Source organism: Pseudomonas sp. B28(2017) (assembly GCF_002113025.1).
Lineage (GTDB): Bacteria > Pseudomonadota > Gammaproteobacteria > Pseudomonadales > Pseudomonadaceae > Aquipseudomonas.
The window spans coordinates 493,771-511,160 of record NZ_NEJH01000001.1; the positions used below are offsets into that span (position 1 = coordinate 493,771).

At 59.9% G+C, this 17,390-nt stretch carries 14 protein-coding genes; 5 read left to right on the forward strand and 9 right to left on the reverse strand.

The genetic code is table 11. The annotated features are described in order from the left end of the window. The first annotated feature begins 142 nt into the window (after positions 1-142). The gene (locus CAF65_RS02385) at positions 143-376 is read left to right on the forward strand and encodes a DUF465 domain-containing protein (RefSeq protein WP_085714836.1); all 234 of its coding nucleotides are present in this window, start codon (positions 143-145) and stop codon (positions 374-376) included. A gap of 253 nt (positions 377-629) precedes the next feature. Here the strand turns inward: CAF65_RS02385 and CAF65_RS02390 are convergent, their stop codons facing one another. The 5 genes from CAF65_RS02390 to CAF65_RS02410 all read right to left on the reverse strand — a co-directional run bounded on the left by CAF65_RS02390 (position 630) and on the right by CAF65_RS02410 (position 5,066). Next, on the reverse strand, positions 630-1,709 hold the full coding sequence (locus CAF65_RS02390) for an SMP-30/gluconolactonase/LRE family protein (protein ID WP_085714837.1): 1,080 nt from the start codon (positions 1,707-1,709) through the stop codon (positions 630-632). Next, positions 1,706-2,851 (reverse strand): SRPBCC family protein, encoded by a 1,146-nt coding sequence (locus tag CAF65_RS02395; protein WP_085715229.1) that lies wholly within the window; start codon positions 2,849-2,851, stop codon positions 1,706-1,708. Before CAF65_RS02395 ends, CAF65_RS02390 begins: the two co-directional genes overlap by 4 nt. A 105-nt stretch (positions 2,852-2,956) precedes the next feature. Further along, a complete protein-coding gene (locus tag CAF65_RS02400; protein WP_085714838.1) occupies positions 2,957-3,820 on the reverse strand; it encodes a LysR family transcriptional regulator in 864 nt (287 codons plus the stop codon). A gap of 153 nt (positions 3,821-3,973) precedes the next feature. Next, complete coding sequence (locus CAF65_RS02405; protein ID WP_085714839.1) at positions 3,974-4,291, reverse strand: SCP2 sterol-binding domain-containing protein; 318 nt, start codon at positions 4,289-4,291, stop codon at positions 3,974-3,976. A 64-nt stretch (positions 4,292-4,355) separates the two neighbouring features. After that, a complete protein-coding gene (locus tag CAF65_RS02410) occupies positions 4,356-5,066 on the reverse strand; it encodes a histidine phosphatase family protein (RefSeq protein ID WP_085714840.1) in 711 nt (236 codons plus the stop codon). A 201-nt stretch (positions 5,067-5,267) separates the two neighbouring features. Between CAF65_RS02410 and sohB the strand changes: the two genes are divergently transcribed. Further along, positions 5,268-6,290, forward strand: a complete 1,023-nt coding sequence (gene sohB / locus CAF65_RS02415; RefSeq protein WP_085714841.1) for a protease SohB — start codon at positions 5,268-5,270, stop codon at positions 6,288-6,290. A 73-nt stretch (positions 6,291-6,363) separates the two neighbouring features. Here the strand turns inward: sohB and CAF65_RS02420 are convergent, their stop codons facing one another. Both CAF65_RS02420 and CAF65_RS02425 read right to left on the reverse strand, forming a co-directional pair. Further along, positions 6,364-6,858, reverse strand: coding sequence for a DUF934 domain-containing protein (locus CAF65_RS02420; protein ID WP_085714842.1), 495 nt, complete (start codon positions 6,856-6,858; stop codon positions 6,364-6,366). Further along, positions 6,842-8,500, reverse strand: a complete 1,659-nt coding sequence (locus CAF65_RS02425) for a nitrite/sulfite reductase (protein ID WP_085714843.1) — start codon at positions 8,498-8,500, stop codon at positions 6,842-6,844. Before CAF65_RS02425 ends, CAF65_RS02420 begins: the two co-directional genes overlap by 17 nt. Before the next feature lie 524 nt (positions 8,501-9,024). Between CAF65_RS02425 and CAF65_RS02430 the strand changes: the two genes are divergently transcribed. Continuing rightward, positions 9,025-10,110 (forward strand): ABC transporter substrate-binding protein, encoded by a 1,086-nt coding sequence (locus CAF65_RS02430; protein ID WP_085714844.1) that lies wholly within the window; start codon positions 9,025-9,027, stop codon positions 10,108-10,110. A 6-nt stretch (positions 10,111-10,116) separates the two neighbouring features. Here the strand turns inward: CAF65_RS02430 and CAF65_RS02435 are convergent, their stop codons facing one another. Both CAF65_RS02435 and metH read right to left on the reverse strand, forming a co-directional pair. Next, the gene (locus CAF65_RS02435; protein WP_085714845.1) at positions 10,117-10,335 is read right to left on the reverse strand and encodes a DUF2970 domain-containing protein; all 219 of its coding nucleotides are present in this window, start codon (positions 10,333-10,335) and stop codon (positions 10,117-10,119) included. A 97-nt stretch (positions 10,336-10,432) separates the two neighbouring features. After that, positions 10,433-14,143, reverse strand: coding sequence for a methionine synthase (metH, locus tag CAF65_RS02440; RefSeq protein ID WP_085714846.1), 3,711 nt, complete (start codon positions 14,141-14,143; stop codon positions 10,433-10,435). A 156-nt stretch (positions 14,144-14,299) separates the two neighbouring features. On the opposite strand from metH, the gene CAF65_RS02445 reads away from it, so the two are divergent. Then, positions 14,300-16,597, forward strand: a complete 2,298-nt coding sequence (locus CAF65_RS02445) for a fatty acid cis/trans isomerase (protein WP_085714847.1) — start codon at positions 14,300-14,302, stop codon at positions 16,595-16,597. 157 nt (positions 16,598-16,754) lie between these two features. Then, on the forward strand, positions 16,755-17,339 hold the full coding sequence (gene nfuA, locus CAF65_RS02450; protein WP_085714848.1) for a Fe-S biogenesis protein NfuA: 585 nt from the start codon (positions 16,755-16,757) through the stop codon (positions 17,337-17,339). The last annotated feature ends 51 nt before the right edge of the window (positions 17,340-17,390 follow it).

Below are 17,390 nucleotides of genomic sequence, written 5' to 3' on the forward strand. Positions count from 1 at the left end.
TTTATCGACTTTGCGACAGGACGACGAACGGACACCGCTGGTCTGACAGGTGGTCGACAGAACAGGCTAACCGAGGCCATTCTGATAGTTGGTGAACGCAATTGATCGCGTCTCGCTGCCGATCAACAGACGGAGGTGTTCCATGCCGGTGCCCCATGACCTTTATCAGGATCTGAAACGCTCAAAGGAAGAAATCCAGCAGAAACGCACCAAGGATCCGTTACTGGATTCACTGATCAACAAGTATTCCCTGGCTGATGCCGAAGTGGTGAAGGCGGAGGAGGCCAAATCCAGCGATGACACGGTGACGAAGCTCAAGGCGAAGCGCCTGGAGGTCAAGGACAAGATCGTCAGGCAACTTGGCTCGTCGTCCTGATCCAGGCTGGAACGGCAACCAGAACCGGCACCTCGAATGCCCGGAGACCGATGTTACGGCTCTCGACGAGGTGCCTCATCATCCAGCTCAAATACCCCTGTGAACTGAACACCGCCCCCTGTAGGAGCGAGCTTGCTCGCGATGGTCGTCAACGATAACGCTGGTTGGCAGGTGCCCCGCGGCGTTCTCGGGTTTATCGTCGGAACGCCGCCCGGAGCAAGCTCGCTCCTACAGGATCAGATGCTGGGCTTGCTCATTGCAATGCCTTGCTCAACGGCAACCGCACCATGTTCTGCGCTTTCAGCGAGCCGAAATACAACCAGTCCCCATACTCGCGCACCGTAGTGATGGGGGAGTAGTTGTCGCTGCTGCCGTCCTGCAAGTTGGCGATCACTTTGCCTTCAAGGTCCAGGCCCAGGGCAAACCCGCGTTTTTCCACGGGTTTGGGCAAGACGGTCATGGCTCGCACGATCATCTTGCGTATGAACGGATGCGCCGCCGTGCCGTCGAGCAGGGCGTTTCGGGGGGCATACAGTGCCACCCAGAACCGGTCGTGACCATTGAACGACAGGTTGTCCGGTAGCCCCGGCAGGTTGTCGATAAACAGGTCATGGGTGCCGGCCTTGGGGCCGCTGAGCCAGTAACGGCTGATACGGTAGGCGCCGGTTTCATTGACCAGCACGTAGGCATCGTCCGGCCCCAGGGTTACGCCATTGGCAAACTCCAGCTTGTCCAGCACAACCGATGTTTTGCCGCTCTGGAAGTCATAACGCAGCAGTCGGCCGTCACCGCCGTGTTCGAGCACGGCTTCACCATCGTGGCCATAGCCAAAGCGGCTCGAAGCATCGCTGAAATAGGCGTAGTGACCCGATTTGTCGATAACCACATCGTCGGTAAAGCCGAAGGGAACGCCGCCGGCTTCTGTGGTCAGAGCCACCAGGCGACCCTGGGCGTCGAGTGACAACAAGCCTTTGATGGCATCGGCGATCACCAGCAGGCCATTGGGATGCCGGGCCAGGCCCAATGGCCGGCCACCGGTATCGACCAGGACTTTGGTGGTCTTGCCGTCCAGGCTGGTGCGGATCAGGCGACCGTCGTGCAGTCCGGTGAGGAGTGTATCGTTTTCCAGCAACAAGGCTTCCGGCCCGTCGATGTCGGCGGCACCGACACGCTCCATGCCCTTGAGCCGCTGATTGTCGGCGTAGATTCCGCTGGTGAGGGAAGGCGCGGGTTGTGGCGCCCAGGCCACCGGTTGCACCCTGGTTGGCATCAGCAGCAGGAAGGCGCCGACGGCGACGATGACCAGCAACAGGCATTTGAAGATTCTGCTCACGCGTTGACTCCTGTCGCCACCAGGTATTTCTGCGCCATGTCGCGCAACGCCTGCATCGACGCCGCCGACTCCCGATTGATGCGCCGCTGGAGCAACAACCGGTTGGCAATCCGCATCGCCAGACCGCTGAATTGATATTCCAGGGTCCGGACGAAACGTGTGTCCTGGCCTGTGGCATCGCATTCATAGGTCACCACCAGCGACAGGCCATGATCACCCCGAGCCCGGGCGCTCCAGCGCCGTCCGGGCAGGTATTGCGCTACCTCCCAGCTCAAGTGCCCGTCGCGGCCACCGGCGCGGATATCCTCCTCGAAACGTGCGCCGGCATGCAGCGGGCCTTTTGGCCCATCGATATGCAGCGACGAGGGATGCCATTGCGGCCAAAGGGTTACAGTACTGGCGTAGGCCAGTACGTCTACCGGGTTTCCGGTAATGATAATCTGATGCTGCATGCGGGTCATGGGCGTTCTCGGCGGATTGAGCGGCACAGGTTCCGGCTCCCAGTAGAGGGTGCCGAACAGGTAGTCCATCAGCGGGAAAACGATGTTGAAATTACGCTCCTGCATCAGTTCGCGGCGGTGATGCAGCTCATGCAGCCGGCGCATCTGGCGGATCCACGGCAACCGCGTAACCGGGTTGCGTGGCGGCAGGTGCTCGCAGGCATGAAACACTTCATAAGCCAGGTAACCGAGGACAAGAAGGCCGCCGACCAATCCGGCAACGTTCGTATCCAATTGCTTGAGCAGCCACCAGAGGGGCAGGGCGACGGCGAGGGTGTGCAGCACGATCAACCATGCCGGAAACAGAATCACCCGCCAGTCGCGGGCGCTGTCGTAGGTCATGTGGCCGGGGGTGAAAAAACTGTGGTGGTCACCAGCGTGACGGGCATAAAACAGCCGGGCGAAACTCTTTTTATGATGCCCCAGGTGGCGATGCACCATGTACACGCCGAAGTTGAACAACAGCAGCGTGGCTGGTACCGCCAGCCATTGTGCCGGCCGTACCTGATGTACGTTGCTCCAGAAAATGCTGATCGCCAGTGCCCCGAACGCCAGGACAAAAGCACCGTGCAACCAGGGGTTGTAGAGCGGATGAATGGCGGCGCGGTAGCGGCTGCGGAATCCTTCGGTGGTCTGCCTCACTGCAATCACCTGTCGTTATTGTTATCTCTGCAGATTAGTCGATTCCAGCGTGGTGACTGGCCGAACCTTGAAGGCACATTGGCCATGATCCGGTGCAAACCGTTATCAGGTCAGAGGGTCCCAGCGCTGTGACCAGTCTTCGTCGGAATCGATGACCTGGCGCAGCATTTCGAAGGCGTGTTGCAGGGTTGGCGAGTCGCGATCGCGGGAGTAGACCAGGTAGGTCGGATAACTGAATTCCGGGGCCTTGGGCACCAGTTCCAGTACACCGCTTTCAAGGTAACGCTGTACCACGCGGGTGCGGAAATAGCCGCTACCGCCGTTTTCGAGAATGTACTGCAAACCCAACGGACCAAGGTTGAAGGTCAGCGCAGCCTTGGCTTTCTCCGGCAGGGCCGCGTCATGCTGGCGGCGAAAGCCCGGACCCCAATCAATGTACACGTAAGGCTCGGGTCGTTCGACTGAACGCACGAGGATGAGTTTTTCTTCAAGAACCTGCTCGACCTGCAAGCGCGGCCAATACGCGGGCTGATACACCAGCGCGGCATCCAGTACGCCCAACTCCAGTTGGCGCAACAGGTTTTCGCCGTCACGGATTTCCATGCGCAAGGCGTGGCTGGGGATTTTTTCACGGATTTCACCGGCCCAACCGAGCATCAGCGGATTGCACAGGCTGACCTCGCCACCGATGTGCAGCACATCGCGATAACCCTCGGGCAACGGCAAGTCACGCCGCGCGGCTTCCCAGGTTTGCACAAGTTGATTGGCATAGATCACGAAGGCTTCACCGTTGGGCGTCAGGCGGGCTCCGGCACGATTGCGCACGAACAGGGTGCTGCCCAGTTGGCTCTCGAGTTTTTGCACTCGTGCAGTGATCGCGGTCTGGGTGACATGGAGCTTCTCGGCAGCCGCGGCCAGGCTGCCATGGCGGACGATTTCGAGGAAGGTGCGGGCGAGGTCGATGTCCATGGGGCGGCCGGTGTGGTAAGTGCGGGCATTGTAAGAGCGGATACCTCATTGGCACCACTCGCCACAGGTCGGGATTCAAAATGACGAATCCCGCCACGAGGGGCGGGATTCGTTTGCGGCCTTGCACGCTCCCGAAGATCGGGAACCGGGTGCTTAGGACGACGGGAACAGCTCGGACAGTTTCATGGCCAGCATCATGTCGCCTTCAGCGCGCAGTTTGCCGCCCATGAATGCTTGCATGCCGTCGGTTTCGCCGCTGACGATGCCTTTCAGGGTTTCGCCGTCCATCACCAGGGTCACCTGGGCGTCCGGGTTCTCGCCTTCCTGCAGGTCGCAGGTCTGGTCTTTGACGATCAGCGAGAAGTTCTTGGTGTCGTCGATGCGAAAACCGAAGACCAGGTCCAGGCCGGCAGCAGCGGCTGGGTTGAACTTGGCTTTCATTGCTTCTACGGCATCAGCTACGGAGGTCATGGTTCGATCCTTTCTTGTCTAATAAGAGCGGGTTGATTACAGCCAGGGTCACAATAGTCCGGACTCAGCGAAACGTGATGAGTTCCGGGGTCTTCAACAGTTGCAGGTGCGCATGACTGTTGAAGGAAGCCAGGGTCACCTCGCGACCACGAAACTTGAATTGGTTGAGCGAGGTGTTGACGATTTGCCAGTTCAATTCAAAGGCCTGCCGGGCAGGCATTTGCGTAATCAGGTGGAGCAGGGCGGTGATGGTGCCGCCGGACGTGAACACGGCGATTTTCTGGGTGTTGTCGGCCTGGTCGAGGATGCGATGCAAGCCGGCCTGTACCCGCTCGACAAACCCCAGCCAGCTTTCCAGGCCCGGTGTGTCGTAGGTGCCGGCGAGCCAGCGTTCGATGATCAGGGCGAAGATACGCTGGAATTCACCACGGTTTTGCGCGGCGTTGCGCAAGATGTGCAACGCTTCGGGTTCGTCCGGCAGCATGGCCGGCAACAGTGCGCGGATCACCGCATCGGCGTCGAATTCGTTGAAGGCGGAGTCGGTTTCCAGCAGCGGCACCGGCAGGCCCACCGCGGCGAACTGTTCCAGCGTGCTGTTGGCCGTGTGCTGCTGGCGGCGCAAGTCTCCCGCCAGGCAGCGGTCGAAGCTGATCCCGAGTTCGGCCAGGTGCCGGCCAAGGATTTCAGCCTGACGAATGCCGGTCGGCGACAGGACGTCGTAGTCGTCTGCACCAAAGGAGGCCTGGCCATGTCGAATCAAATAGATGCTGCCCACGTCCGCGTCATCCCGGTACGTTGAAGGTTTGGCGAGGTTATGAGGATGGCGGTGAGCTGTCAATGAAAAAACATACGCTTGTTTGAAATGCTCGTTACAGGCCTGTTACCAGAGGTTACGCGACTGGTCGCAAGGCCGGCGCATGGGTATGCTGGAAGTATCCCGCGCGCGTTCGAGCCGTGCATCGTTTGAGGAGTCCCTGTGGAGTTTTTTTCCGAGTACGCCATTTTCCTGGCCAAGACCGTGACCCTGGTGATCGCCATTCTGGTGGTCCTGGCCAGTTTTGCGGCCTTGCGCAGCAAAGGGCGGCGCAAGTCGTCCGGCCAGTTGCAGGTCAGCAAGCTCAATGATTTCTACAAAGGACTGCGCGAACGCCTGGAGCAAACCTTGCTCGACAAGGACCAGCTCAAGGCCCTGCGCAAGACCCAGGCTAAGACCGACAAGAAACAGAAGAAAAAAGCCGAGGCCAAACCCCGGGTGTTCGTGCTGGATTTCAATGGCGATATCAAGGCATCGGCCACCGAAAGCCTGCGCCACGAAATCACTGCCTTGCTGACCCTCGCCACTGCGAAGGACGAAGTGGTGCTGCGCCTGGAAAGCGGCGGCGGCATGGTTCACAGCTACGGACTGGCTTCCTCGCAGCTGGCGCGCATCCGTGAAGCCGGCGTGCCCTTGACCGTGTGCATCGACAAGGTCGCTGCCAGCGGCGGCTACATGATGGCGTGCATCGGCCAGAAGATCATCAGTGCACCGTTCGCGATCCTCGGCTCGATTGGCGTGGTGGCGCAGTTGCCCAACGTCAATCGCTTGCTGAAAAAGCACGATATCGACTTCGAAGTGCTGACCGCCGGTGAGTACAAACGCACCCTGACCGTGTTTGGCGAAAACACCGAGAAGGGACGGGAGAAGTTCCAGCAAGACCTGGACATCACCCATCAACTGTTCAAGAACTTCGTATCGCGCTATCGCCCGCAACTGGCGATCGATGAAGTGGCCACCGGCGAAATCTGGCTCGGTGTTGCGGCGCTGGAAAAACACCTGGTTGACGAACTCAAGACCAGCGATGAATACCTCGCCGAGCGCGCCAGGCAGTCCGAGCTTTATCACCTGCACTATGCCGAGCGCAAAAGCCTGCAGGAACGCATTGGCATGGCCGCCAGCGGTTCGGTCGACCGCCTGGTGCTGAACTGGTGGAGCCGTTTGACCCAGCAACGCTTCTGGTAACGGTTCACGCCGGACACAAAAAAGCCCTGAGCCGGTTTCCGACTCAGGGCTTTTTGTCGGGCTACGTACTTACTTAGCGACGACGGAACAGCGGCAGCGGTTCGTCAGTGGCGGCCTGATAGGTCACCGAGAAGTCCTTGAGACCTTCCAACGCTTCATATGGATCTTTATCGGGGCGTACGGCAAACGCGTCGAATCCACAGCGATGCATGTAGAACAACTGGTCACGCAGCACGTCGCCAATGGCCCGCAATTCGCCCTTGAATCCATAACGGTCACGCAACAGGCGGGCATTGGAGTAGTTGCGGCCATCGGTAAAGGTCGGGAAGTTCAGGGCGATGACCTGGAACTGCGCCACATCTTCACCGATTTCTTCGGCTTCTTCATCCGCGTCCAGCCAGATGCCCAGGCCACCGTCGCGGGCAAGGAGCATACGACTGTGTTCGCGCCACAGCTGCAACGGGACGATGTAGTCGTCGCAGTTGGTGATCCCGTCGATACTGAAATCCTTGGGCAGCAGGTGCCAGGTCTCGTCGACGACCTCGTTGTTCTTAATTATTCGCTGCATAGACGCGTTCCTTGAAGAGGTCGATGCCAATACGCTGGTAGGTGTCGATGAAACGCTCGTCTTCGGTACGTTGTTCGATGTACACGTCGATCAGCTTCTCGATCACGTCAGGCATGGCTTCCTGGGCGAAGGACGGGCCGAGGATCTTGCCCAGGCTGGCGTCGCGACTGGCGCTGCCGCCGAGGGAAACCTGGTAGAACTCTTCGCCTTTCTTGTCCACCCCGAGAATGCCGATGTGGCCGACGTGGTGGTGACCACAGGCGTTCATGCAACCGGAGATGTTCAGGTCCAGTTCGCCGATGTCGAACAGGTAGTCCAGGTCGTCGAAACGGCGCTGGATCGATTCGGCGATCGGGATCGACTTGGCGTTGGCCAAGGAGCAGAAGTCACCACCCGGGCAGCAGATGATGTCGGTCAGCAAGCCGATGTTCGGTGTGGCGAAGCCTTGCTCGCGCAGCTCGCCCCACATGGCGAATAGCTTGTCCTGCTCGACGTCGGCCAGAATGATGTTCTGCTCGTGGGAGGTGCGCAGTTGACCGAAGCTGTAACGGTCGGCCAGGTCGGCTACGGCGTCGAGCTGCTTGTCGGTGATGTCGCCCGGTGCAACGCCGGTTGGCTTCAGGGACAAGGTCACGGCCACATAGCCCGGCTTCTTGTGGGTCAGGGTGTTGCGCGCGCGCCAGCGGGCGAAGCCCGGGTGCTGCCGGTCGAGTTCGGCCAGGGCGGCGGTCTGGTTCTCCAGAACCTTGTAGTCCGGGTCGACGAAGTGTTTGGCGACGCGCTGCACTTCGGCTTCGGTCAGTGTGGTCTGGCCACCGCGCAGGTGCTCCATTTCCTCATCGACTTTCTGCGCGAAGACTTCCGGCGTCAGCGCTTTGACCAGGATCTTGATCCGCGCCTTGTACTTGTTGTCGCGACGGCCGTAGCGGTTGTAGACCCGCAGGATGGCGTCGAGGTAGCTCAACAGGTCTTGCCATGGCAGGAATTCATTGATGAACGCACCCACCACCGGCGTACGGCCCAGGCCGCCGCCGACCAACACACGGAAGCCCAGTTCGCCAGCGGCGTTGTGCACGGGCTCAAGGCCGATGTCATGGACTTCGATGGCGGCGCGGTCGGAGGTCGAACCGTTGACGGCGATCTTGAATTTGCGCGGCAGGTAGGCAAATTCCGGGTGGAACGTGGTCCACTGGCGAACGATTTCGCACCATGGGCGCGGGTCGATCAGTTCGTCGGCGGCGACGCCGGCAAACTGGTCGGTGGTGACGTTGCGCAGGCAGTTGCCACTGGTCTGGATCGCGTGCATCTGCACGGTGGCCAGTTCAGCGAGAATGTCCGGAATGTCTTCCACGGCCGGCCAGTTGAACTGTACGTTCTGCCGGGTACTGATGTGGGCGTAGCCCTTGTCGTAGTCGCGGGCAATCCTGGCCATCATTCGCACTTGGCGCGAAGTCAGTTGGCCGTAAGGCACAGCGACTCGCAACATAGGGGCGAAACGCTGGATATAAAGGCCATTTTGCAGGCGCAGGGGGCGGAATTCTTCTTCGCTCAGCTCGCCTGCCAGATAGCGTCGGGTCTGATCACGGAACTGCTTGACGCGGTCCTCGATGATCCGCTGATCGTATTCGTCGTATACGTACATATAAGTCCTGTTCTCAGGCTTGGGTCGCTCGGATACAGCTGCGTTTTTGTGCTTGCCGGAGTCCGATGGAGCCTCTGCAATTCTGCGCGCACGGCCGCGCACTCCCTTCGGAGCCGGGGCAAGATAACAGTTTGCAGTTATGCGTAAAAGTGATGTTTGAGCATATGTAAAGAACCAAATCGCCTAATGAGAATCGTTGTTGCATAGACCCTGTTTGTGGTGCGGGCAATCGTCGTCTTTACTCTGCTCGAGTCTTTCTGCAATCACCGATAAAACCGACAAGAGGCGATGCAATGAGCAACCCAACCAAAGCACGGAAAAGCGATAGCACCGTTGATGCCTGGGCAATCTTGTTCCTGATCATTCTGGTCGTGGGGACGGCGGTTTTCTGGGTCAGTCATCAGTAAACGACCCCGTCCGGGCCCGGTTCCGACGATTGTCCGACAAAAAACGGATAAATCGCCGTTTTTACGGATGTTCGTTGGCTATAATGCGCGGCGAATTTCCGGGGGCTCGGACGACCAATGTTGAAGTTTCTGTGTGGCGTATTACTGACGCTGGGCATGGTCGTGGGACCCTGTGCCCAGGCGGCGTCAGTGCTGTTCCTGAACCCGGGAACCCCCACGGAAGCTTTCTGGCTGAGTTACTCGCAGTTCATGCAGGCCGCGGCGACCGACCTGGGGATGGACTTGCGCATCCAGTATTCCGACCGAGTCTCCGAAAACACCATCCGCCAGGCTCGTGAAGCCCTTCAGGGCTACCATCGTCCCGACTACCTGGTCTTCGTCAACGAGCAGTACATCGCCCCTGAAATCCTGCGGCTGGCCAAAGGCAGTGGTGTGAAGCTGTTCATGGTCAACAACGCCCTGACCCCGGATCAGATGAAGCTTGTCGGCGCACGACCTGACAAGTATCCCGATTTGCTCGGCAGCCTGGTGCCCAATGACGAGGAGGGCGGCTATCTGATGCTCAAGGAGCTGATCCGACAGCACGGCCCGGTAGCTCCCAGCCAGACCATCGATTTGCTGGCTTTTTCCGGTTTGAAAATCACCCCGTCCGCGCAGTTTCGCGAGAAAGGCATGCGGCGCGCCCTGGCCGAGCACCCCGAGGTGCGTTTGCGGCAGTTGGTATACGGCGGTTGGACCCGGCAACGCGCCTACGAGCAGGCCAGGTTGTTGTTCAAACGCTACCCGCAGACGTCGCTGGTCTGGGCCGCGAATGACGAAATGGCGTTCGGCGTGATGCAGGCATATGTCGAGGCTGGAGGCGTGCCAGGCAAAGGCGTGTTGTTCGGCGCGATCAACAATTCACCCGCGGCGCTGCAGGCACTGCTGGACGGTCGCCTGAGTGTGTTGCTGGGCGGGCACTTTACCCTCGGTGGCTGGGCGCTGGTGCAATTGCATGACTACGATGAAGGGGTGGACATCAGCCAGTATGGTGGTCGTGACCGACAGGTTCCGTTGTTGCAACTGATTGATCGGGCACAGGCCCGGCGACTGCTGGCGATGGGCACCGCGCAGGACTTCGGCGTGGATTTCCACAAACTCTCGGCCAAGGGGCGTCCTGCGTCATGGCGTTACCCGTTCACCCTGCAAACCCTGATGCACTGAGTCGCCTCAAACCCCGGCCAGAAGCAGCACCAGCTTGACGATGCCGAGCAGCGTCAATGCAAACACCACCGTGAACCCAATCCCCAGAATCACGAAATGACTCGGCTTGCCGTGAGTGAAATCACGGGCCCGGTTCTTCCCGCTCTGCACCCCGAAAGCGGCCGCCATGACGCTGTGCAGCATTTGCCAGAAGGTCGGCGGCTTGTTGTCGTCCGGATCGTCCATAAATCCCTCGCCACGAATGTGTGAGTCGTAAGCATAGACAATTCAGTTGTGCACAAGACAAAAGTGGGAGCGAGCAAGCCCGCTCCCACAGTACAGCTTAGTTGTCGTAACCCAGGTTTGGCGCCAGCCAGCGTTCGGTCACGCTCAACTCCTGGCCTTTACGCGAGGTGTAGCTCTGCACCTGGTCCTTGTCGATCTTGCCCACGGCAAAGTACTGCGCCTGCGGGTGAGCGAAGTACCAGCCGCTGACTGCCGCAGCCGGGAACATGGCGTAGTGCTCGGTGAGGAATACACCACTGCGGCCTGCGCGCATTTCCTGGGCCTCTGGATCGAGCAGGGCAAACAGCTGGGCTTTCTCTGTGTGATCCGGGCAGGCCGGGTAACCTGGTGCCGGACGGATGCCGGTGTATTGCTCCTTGATCAGCGCTTCATTATCCAGCGCTTCATCCTTGGCGTAGCCCCAGTGTTCTTTACGCACTTGCTGGTGCAGCCACTCGGCGCACGCCTCGGCCAGGCGGTCGGCCAGCGCCTTGACCATGATCGAGTTGTAGTCGTCGCCAGCGTCCTGGTAAGCCTTGGCCACTTCTTCGGCGCCGATGCCGGCGGTGGTGATGAAACCGCCCACGTAGTCGGTCACTTCACTGTCTTTCGGCGCGACGAAGTCGGCCAGGGAGAAGTTCGGCTTGCCGTCGGTCTTGATGATCTGCTGGCGCAAGTGATGCAGCTTGGCCATTGGCTTGCCGTCATCGTCATAAAGCTCGATGTCGTCGTCATGCACCTGGTTGGCGGGCCAGAAGCCGAACACAGCGCGAGCACTGATCAGCTTCTCGTCGATCAATTTGCGCAGCATTTCCCTTGCATCGTTGTACAGCGAGGTAGCGGCTTCACCGACCACTTCGTCCTGGAGAATGCGTGGGAACTTGCCGGCCAGGTCCCAGGAAATGAAAAACGGCGTCCAGTCGATGTACTCGGCCAGAATGTTGAGGTCGATGTTGTCCAGTACCCGCGTGCCGGTGAAAGTCGGTTTGACCGGCGTGTAGGACGCCCAGTCGAATTGCGGCTTCTTGGCGATGGCCGCGCCGTAGCTCAGGCGCTCAGTGCGGGCGCTGCGGTTGGACGTGCGCTCGCGAACCTCGATGTAATCCTGGCGGGTTTTCTCGACGAAATCGGCCTTGAGCTCCTTTGACAGCAACTGAGTTGCAACGCCCACGGCGCGGGAGGCGTCGGTGACGTAGATCACCGCATCGTTGCTGTACTTCGGCTCGATCTTCACCGCCGTGTGCGCCTTGGAGGTGGTGGCGCCACCGATCATCAACGGCAGGTGGAAGTCCTGACGCTGCATTTCGCGAGCAACGTGGACCATCTCGTCCAGCGACGGAGTGATCAGGCCGGACAGGCCGATGATGTCGCACTTCTGTTCCCTGGCCACCTGGAGGATTTTCTCCGCCGGGACCATCACGCCGAGGTCGACGATGTCATAGCCGTTGCAGCCCAGCACCACGCCAACGATGTTCTTGCCGATGTCGTGCACGTCGCCTTTTACGGTTGCCATCAGGATCTTGCCCTTGGCTTGCGGCTTGTCGCCCTTTTCCTGTTCGATGAACGGGATCAGGTGTGCCACGGCCTGCTTCATCACGCGGGCGGATTTGACCACCTGCGGCAGGAACATTTTACCGGCGCCGAACAGGTCGCCGACGATGTTCATGCCGGCCATCAACGGGCCTTCGATCACTTCGATCGGGCGGCTGAAGGACAGGCGCGATTCTTCGGTGTCTTCAACGATGTGGGTGGTGATGCCTTTGACCAGCGCATGTTCCAGACGCTTGTTGACGTCCCAGTTGCGCCACTCTTCGGTCTCTGCTTCCTTGACGCTGCCGTCGCCCTTGTACTTGTCGGCGATGGCGAGGAGGGCGTCGGTGCCTTCCGGTGTGCGGTTGAGGATCACGTCTTCGACGGCGTCGCGCAATTCCACCGGGATCTGGTCGTAGATCTCCAGTTGGCCGGCGTTGACGATGCCCATGGTCAGCCCCGCGCGGATCGCGTACAGCAGGAACACCGAGTGGATCGCCTCACGTACCGGGTTGTTGCCGCGGAACGAGAACGACACGTTGGACACGCCACCGGAAGTCAGCGCATATGGCAGCTCGTCACGGATGTAGGCACAGGCGTTGATGAAATCGACGGCGTAGTTGTTGTGCTCTTCGATACCGGTGGCCACGGCGAAGATGTTCGGGTCGAAGATGATGTCTTCCGGCGGGAAGTCCACTTCGTTGACCAGAATGTCATAGGAGCGCTTGCAGATTTCTTTCTTGCGCGCCTCGGTGTCGGCCTGGCCGGCTTCGTCGAAGGCCATCACCACCACCGCGGCGCCGTAGCGCTTGCACAGTTTGGCGTGGTGAATGAATTGCTCGACGCCTTCTTTCATGCTGATCGAGTTGACGATGCCCTTGCCCTGGATGCACTTGAGGCCGGCTTCGATCACTTCCCACTTCGAGGAGTCGATCATGATCGGTACGCGGGAGATGTCCGGTTCGCCGGCAATCAGATTGAGGAAGGTCACCATGGCCTTCTTCGAATCGAGCATCCCTTCGTCCATGTTGATGTCGATCACCTGGGCGCCGGCTTCGACCTGCTGCAGGGCGACTTCCAGGGCTTCGGTGTAGTTGTCTTCGCGGATCAGCCGGGCGAACTTGGCGGAACCGGTGATGTTGGTGCGTTCGCCGACGTTGACGAACAGCGAACTGCGATCGATGGTGAAAGGTTCCAGGCCCGAGAGGCGGCAAGCCTTGGGAATGTCCGGAATCTCGCGCGGCGCATAACCGGCCACGGCCTTGGCGATGGCTTCGATGTGGCCCGGCGTGGTGCCGCAGCAGCCGCCGACGATGTTGAGGAAGCCGCTTTGGGCGAACTCTTCGATGACCTTGGCGGTTTCCGATGGCAACTCGTCGTACTCGCCGAATTCGTTCGGCAGGCCGGCGTTCGGGTGCGCGGAAACGTGGGTGTTGGCCTTGTTCGACAGCTCTTCGAGGTACGGGCGCAATTCACGGGCGCCGAGGGCGCAGTTCAGGCCGACGGAAATCGGCTTGGCATGGGCCACGGAGTTCCAGAACGCTTCGGTGGTCTGGCCCGACAGGGTGCGGCCCGAGGCATCGGTGATGGTGCCGGAAATCATGATCGGCAGTTCAACGCCCAGTTCCTCGAACACACCTTGTACGGCGAAGATCGCGGCCTTGGCGTTCAGGGTGTCGAATATGGTTTCGATCAGGATCAGGTCGGCGCCGCCTTCGATCAGGCCTTTGGTGGATTCGGTGTAGTTTTCCACCAGTTCATCGAAGGTCACGTTGCGGTAGCCGGGGTTGTTCACGTCCGGGGACAACGAGCAGGTGCGGCTGGTCGGGCCGAGCACGCCGGCAACGAAGCGCGGCTTGTCCGGGGTTTCCAGGGTCTTGGCATCGGCGATCTTGCGCGCCAGGCGTGCGCCTTCTACGTTTAACTCGTACGCCAGGCCTTGCATGCCGTAGTCAGCCAGGGAAATCCGGGTGGCATTGAAGGTGTTGGTTTCCAGAATGTCGGCGCCGGCGTCCAGGTAGGCTTTTTCAATGCCGCCAATCACGTCCGGGCGAGTCAGTACCAACAAGTCGTTGTTGCCTTTGACATCGCTCGGCCAGTCAGCGAAGCGTTTGCCACGGTAATCCTGCTCTTCGAGCTTGTAGCTCTGGATCATCGTGCCCATACCGCCATCGAGAATCAGGATGCGCTCTTTGAGGGCGTGCTTGAGAGCTTGAAGGCGAACGCTGCGATCGGACATTTGGACTACTCGGTAAGACCATGACGAAGGGCCGGGATGATAGCAAACCTGTGCGCTTTTAGAGCATGACTCGGTTTTGCATGAATATCGTTCATGTTGGCAGAGGTGACAGACCGGTAGAATCGCGGCGTTTTTTCAGGATTCGGGACCAGGGACATGTCGTATCGCTTCGTCATCGGCACATTGCTGCTGTTTTTAAGCTGGGGCGCCGTGGCGCAAAGTCCGGCAGTTTCCTCTGCCATTTCCTACAGCCGTGATATTCAACCGATCTTCACTGAAAAGTGCGTGGCCTGCCACGCCTGTAACGACGCCGCCTGTCAGCTCAACCTGGGCAGCGGCGAGGGCGCGGCGCGGGGTGCGACGAAAGTCCCGGTGTATGACGGTGATCGCACCAAAGCGGTGGCACCGACGCGGCTGTTTTTGGACGCCTCCGGAAAAACCGCCTGGCAGCACAAGGGCTTCTATTCGGTGCTCGATGCCCAGGGCAGCCAGGCCGCATTGATGGCGCGGATGCTGGAGCTTGGCCACAACACCCCGTTGCAGCCCAACGCGAAGCTGCCGGAAGACATCGTCCTGGGCCTGAACCGGGAAAACATGTGCGCCATGCCCGCGGAGTTCGGCGGCTATGCCGCTTCGCACCCGAAGGAGGGTATGCCGCTGGCAGTGACCGGCCTGACCGACCAGCAGTACCAGACATTGCAACGCTGGCTGGCGGCAGGCGCGCCCATCGACCAGCAGGACCTGGCCCCCAGCGCAACGGAAGCCCGGCAAGTGGTCCAGTGGGAAAACCTGCTCAATTCGCCGGGCGCCCGGGAAAGTCTGGTGGGGCGCTGGCTGTACGAGCACTGGTTCCTCGCCCATCTCTACTTCAAGGATGGCGAGCCTGGGCATTTCTTCCAGTGGGTGCGTTCGCGCACCCCAACCGGCCAGCCGATCGACCTGATCAACACCCGCCGCCCGAACGATGATCCGGGCACGCAGTTTTACTACCGCTTGTGGCCGGTACAGGGCGTGATTGTGCACAAAACCCACATCACCTATCCGCTGAGTACGGCGAAGCTGGCACGGGTCAAGAGCCTGTTCTACAGCGGCAACTGGCAGGTCAGCGCGTTGCCGGGCTATGGACCGCAGAGCCGGGCCAACCCGTTTGCCACCTTCGAAGCGATTCCGGCCCAGGCGCGCTATCAGTTCATGCTCGATAACGCCGAGTACTTTGTGCGCACGTTTATCCGTGGGCCAGTGTGTCGTGGTCAGATCGCCACGGACGTGATCCGCGATAATTTCTGGGCGCTGTTCCAGGCGCCCGAGCACGACCTCTATGTCACCGATCCGAACTATCGCGGGCAGGCTACGCCGCTGCTGGCGATGCCGGGGCAGAACGATGATGTCGGCAGCGTCCTCAGCCTGTGGCACGACTACCGCGACAAACGTAATGAATACGAAGCCTTGCGTCGGGACAGCTACGCCGACCAGCCAGCGCCGAGCTGGTCGACCCTGTGGGCTGGCAACGACAATGCGTTGCTGAGTATCTTCCGCCATTTCGACAGTGCTTCGGTGACCAAAGGCCTGATCGGCGAGGTGCCGCAAACGATGTGGCTGTTCGACTATCCGCTGCTGGAACGCACCTACTATCAACTGGCAGTGAACTTCGATGTGTTCGGCAACGTGTCCCACCAGGCCCAGACGCGCCTGTATTTCGACCTGATCCGCAACGGTGCCGAGCAAAATTTCCTGCGCCTGATGCCTGCCGATTCCCGGGATGGCTACCTCGACGACTGGTATCAGAACAGCGGCAAATTCAAGATGTGGCTGGACTACGAGTCCATCGACGATGACAAGCCGACTGCACTGAAGCTTGATCCGCGGGATCCCAAACGGGATTTCGCCCAACAATTGTTGGCCCGTTATGGCGATCTCAATGCCAGGCCCGACCCGATCAACCGCTGCGATGGCGCTTACTGCTCGCGACCGAATATCGATCCGGACCTGCAAAATGCCGAACAGGCGTTGAGCCACCTGACTTCGCGCCCGGCGGCGGGACTCAAAGTCATCGATCAACTGCCGGAGGCGACCCTGCTACGGATCGAAACCCGTAGCGGCAAACGCGAGGTCTACAGCCTGCTGCGCAACCGGGCCCACAGTAACGTCGCGTTCCTGCTCGGCGAATCGCTGCGTTATCAGCCGGGGCTCGACACCCTGACGATTTTCCCGGGCGTGCTCAGCAGCTACCCGAACTTCATGTTCAACATCCCGGCCGGGCAAGTGCCGGCGTTTGTGGATGCAATGGAGAGCGCCAAGGATACCAACAGCTTCGAGAAAATCGTCGAACGGTGGGGAGTACGCCGCAGTCATCCGCAATTCTGGGCTTATTTCCATGACCTGAGCCGCTACATCCACGAAACCGATCCGGTGGAAGAAGGCGTGCTGGACATGAACCGCTACGAGAACCTCTGAACAATCCCCGATCCACCATCGCGAGCAATCGAGCGTCAACCGGCTGCTCCTATAGTTTTGTCGGGAGGATCATCGGAATCTTTCCCGACAAAAATACTGGGACTTTGTCCGGCGCGTTGATTGGCGTAAACTGCGCCCAAGCCTGCGAGGAGTTTCCATGACCGCTATTACCATCACTGACGCCGCCCACGATTATCTGGCTGATCTGCTCTCCAAGCAGAACACCCCGGGCATCGGTATCCGCATCTTCATCACCCAGCCTGGCACCCAGTACGCCGAAACCTGCATTGCCTACTGCAAGCCGGGCGAAGAAAAACCCGAAGACACTGCGTTGGGGCTCAAAAGCTTCACTGCTTATATCGATTCGTTCAGCGAAGCCTTTCTGGACGACGCGATTGTCGACTACGCCACCGACCGCATGGGCGGCCAGCTGACCATCAAGGCGCCCAACGCCAAGGTACCGATGGTCAACGCCGACAGCCCGATCAACGAGCGCATCAACTATTACCTGCAAACCGAGATCAACCCGGGGCTGGCCAGCCACGGCGGTCAGGTCAGCCTGATCGATGTGGTCGAAGACGGCATCGCCGTTCTTCAGTTCGGCGGTGGTTGCCAGGGCTGCGGCCAGGCCGACGTGACGCTGAAGGAAGGCATCGAGCGCACCCTGCTCGAGCGTATTCCCGAGCTCAAGGGCGTTCGCGACGTGACCGACCACACGCAGAAAGAAAACGCCTACTACTAAGGTGTTCGCTGCGACTATAGAAAACGGCGCCCCGTGAGCGCCGTTTTTTAT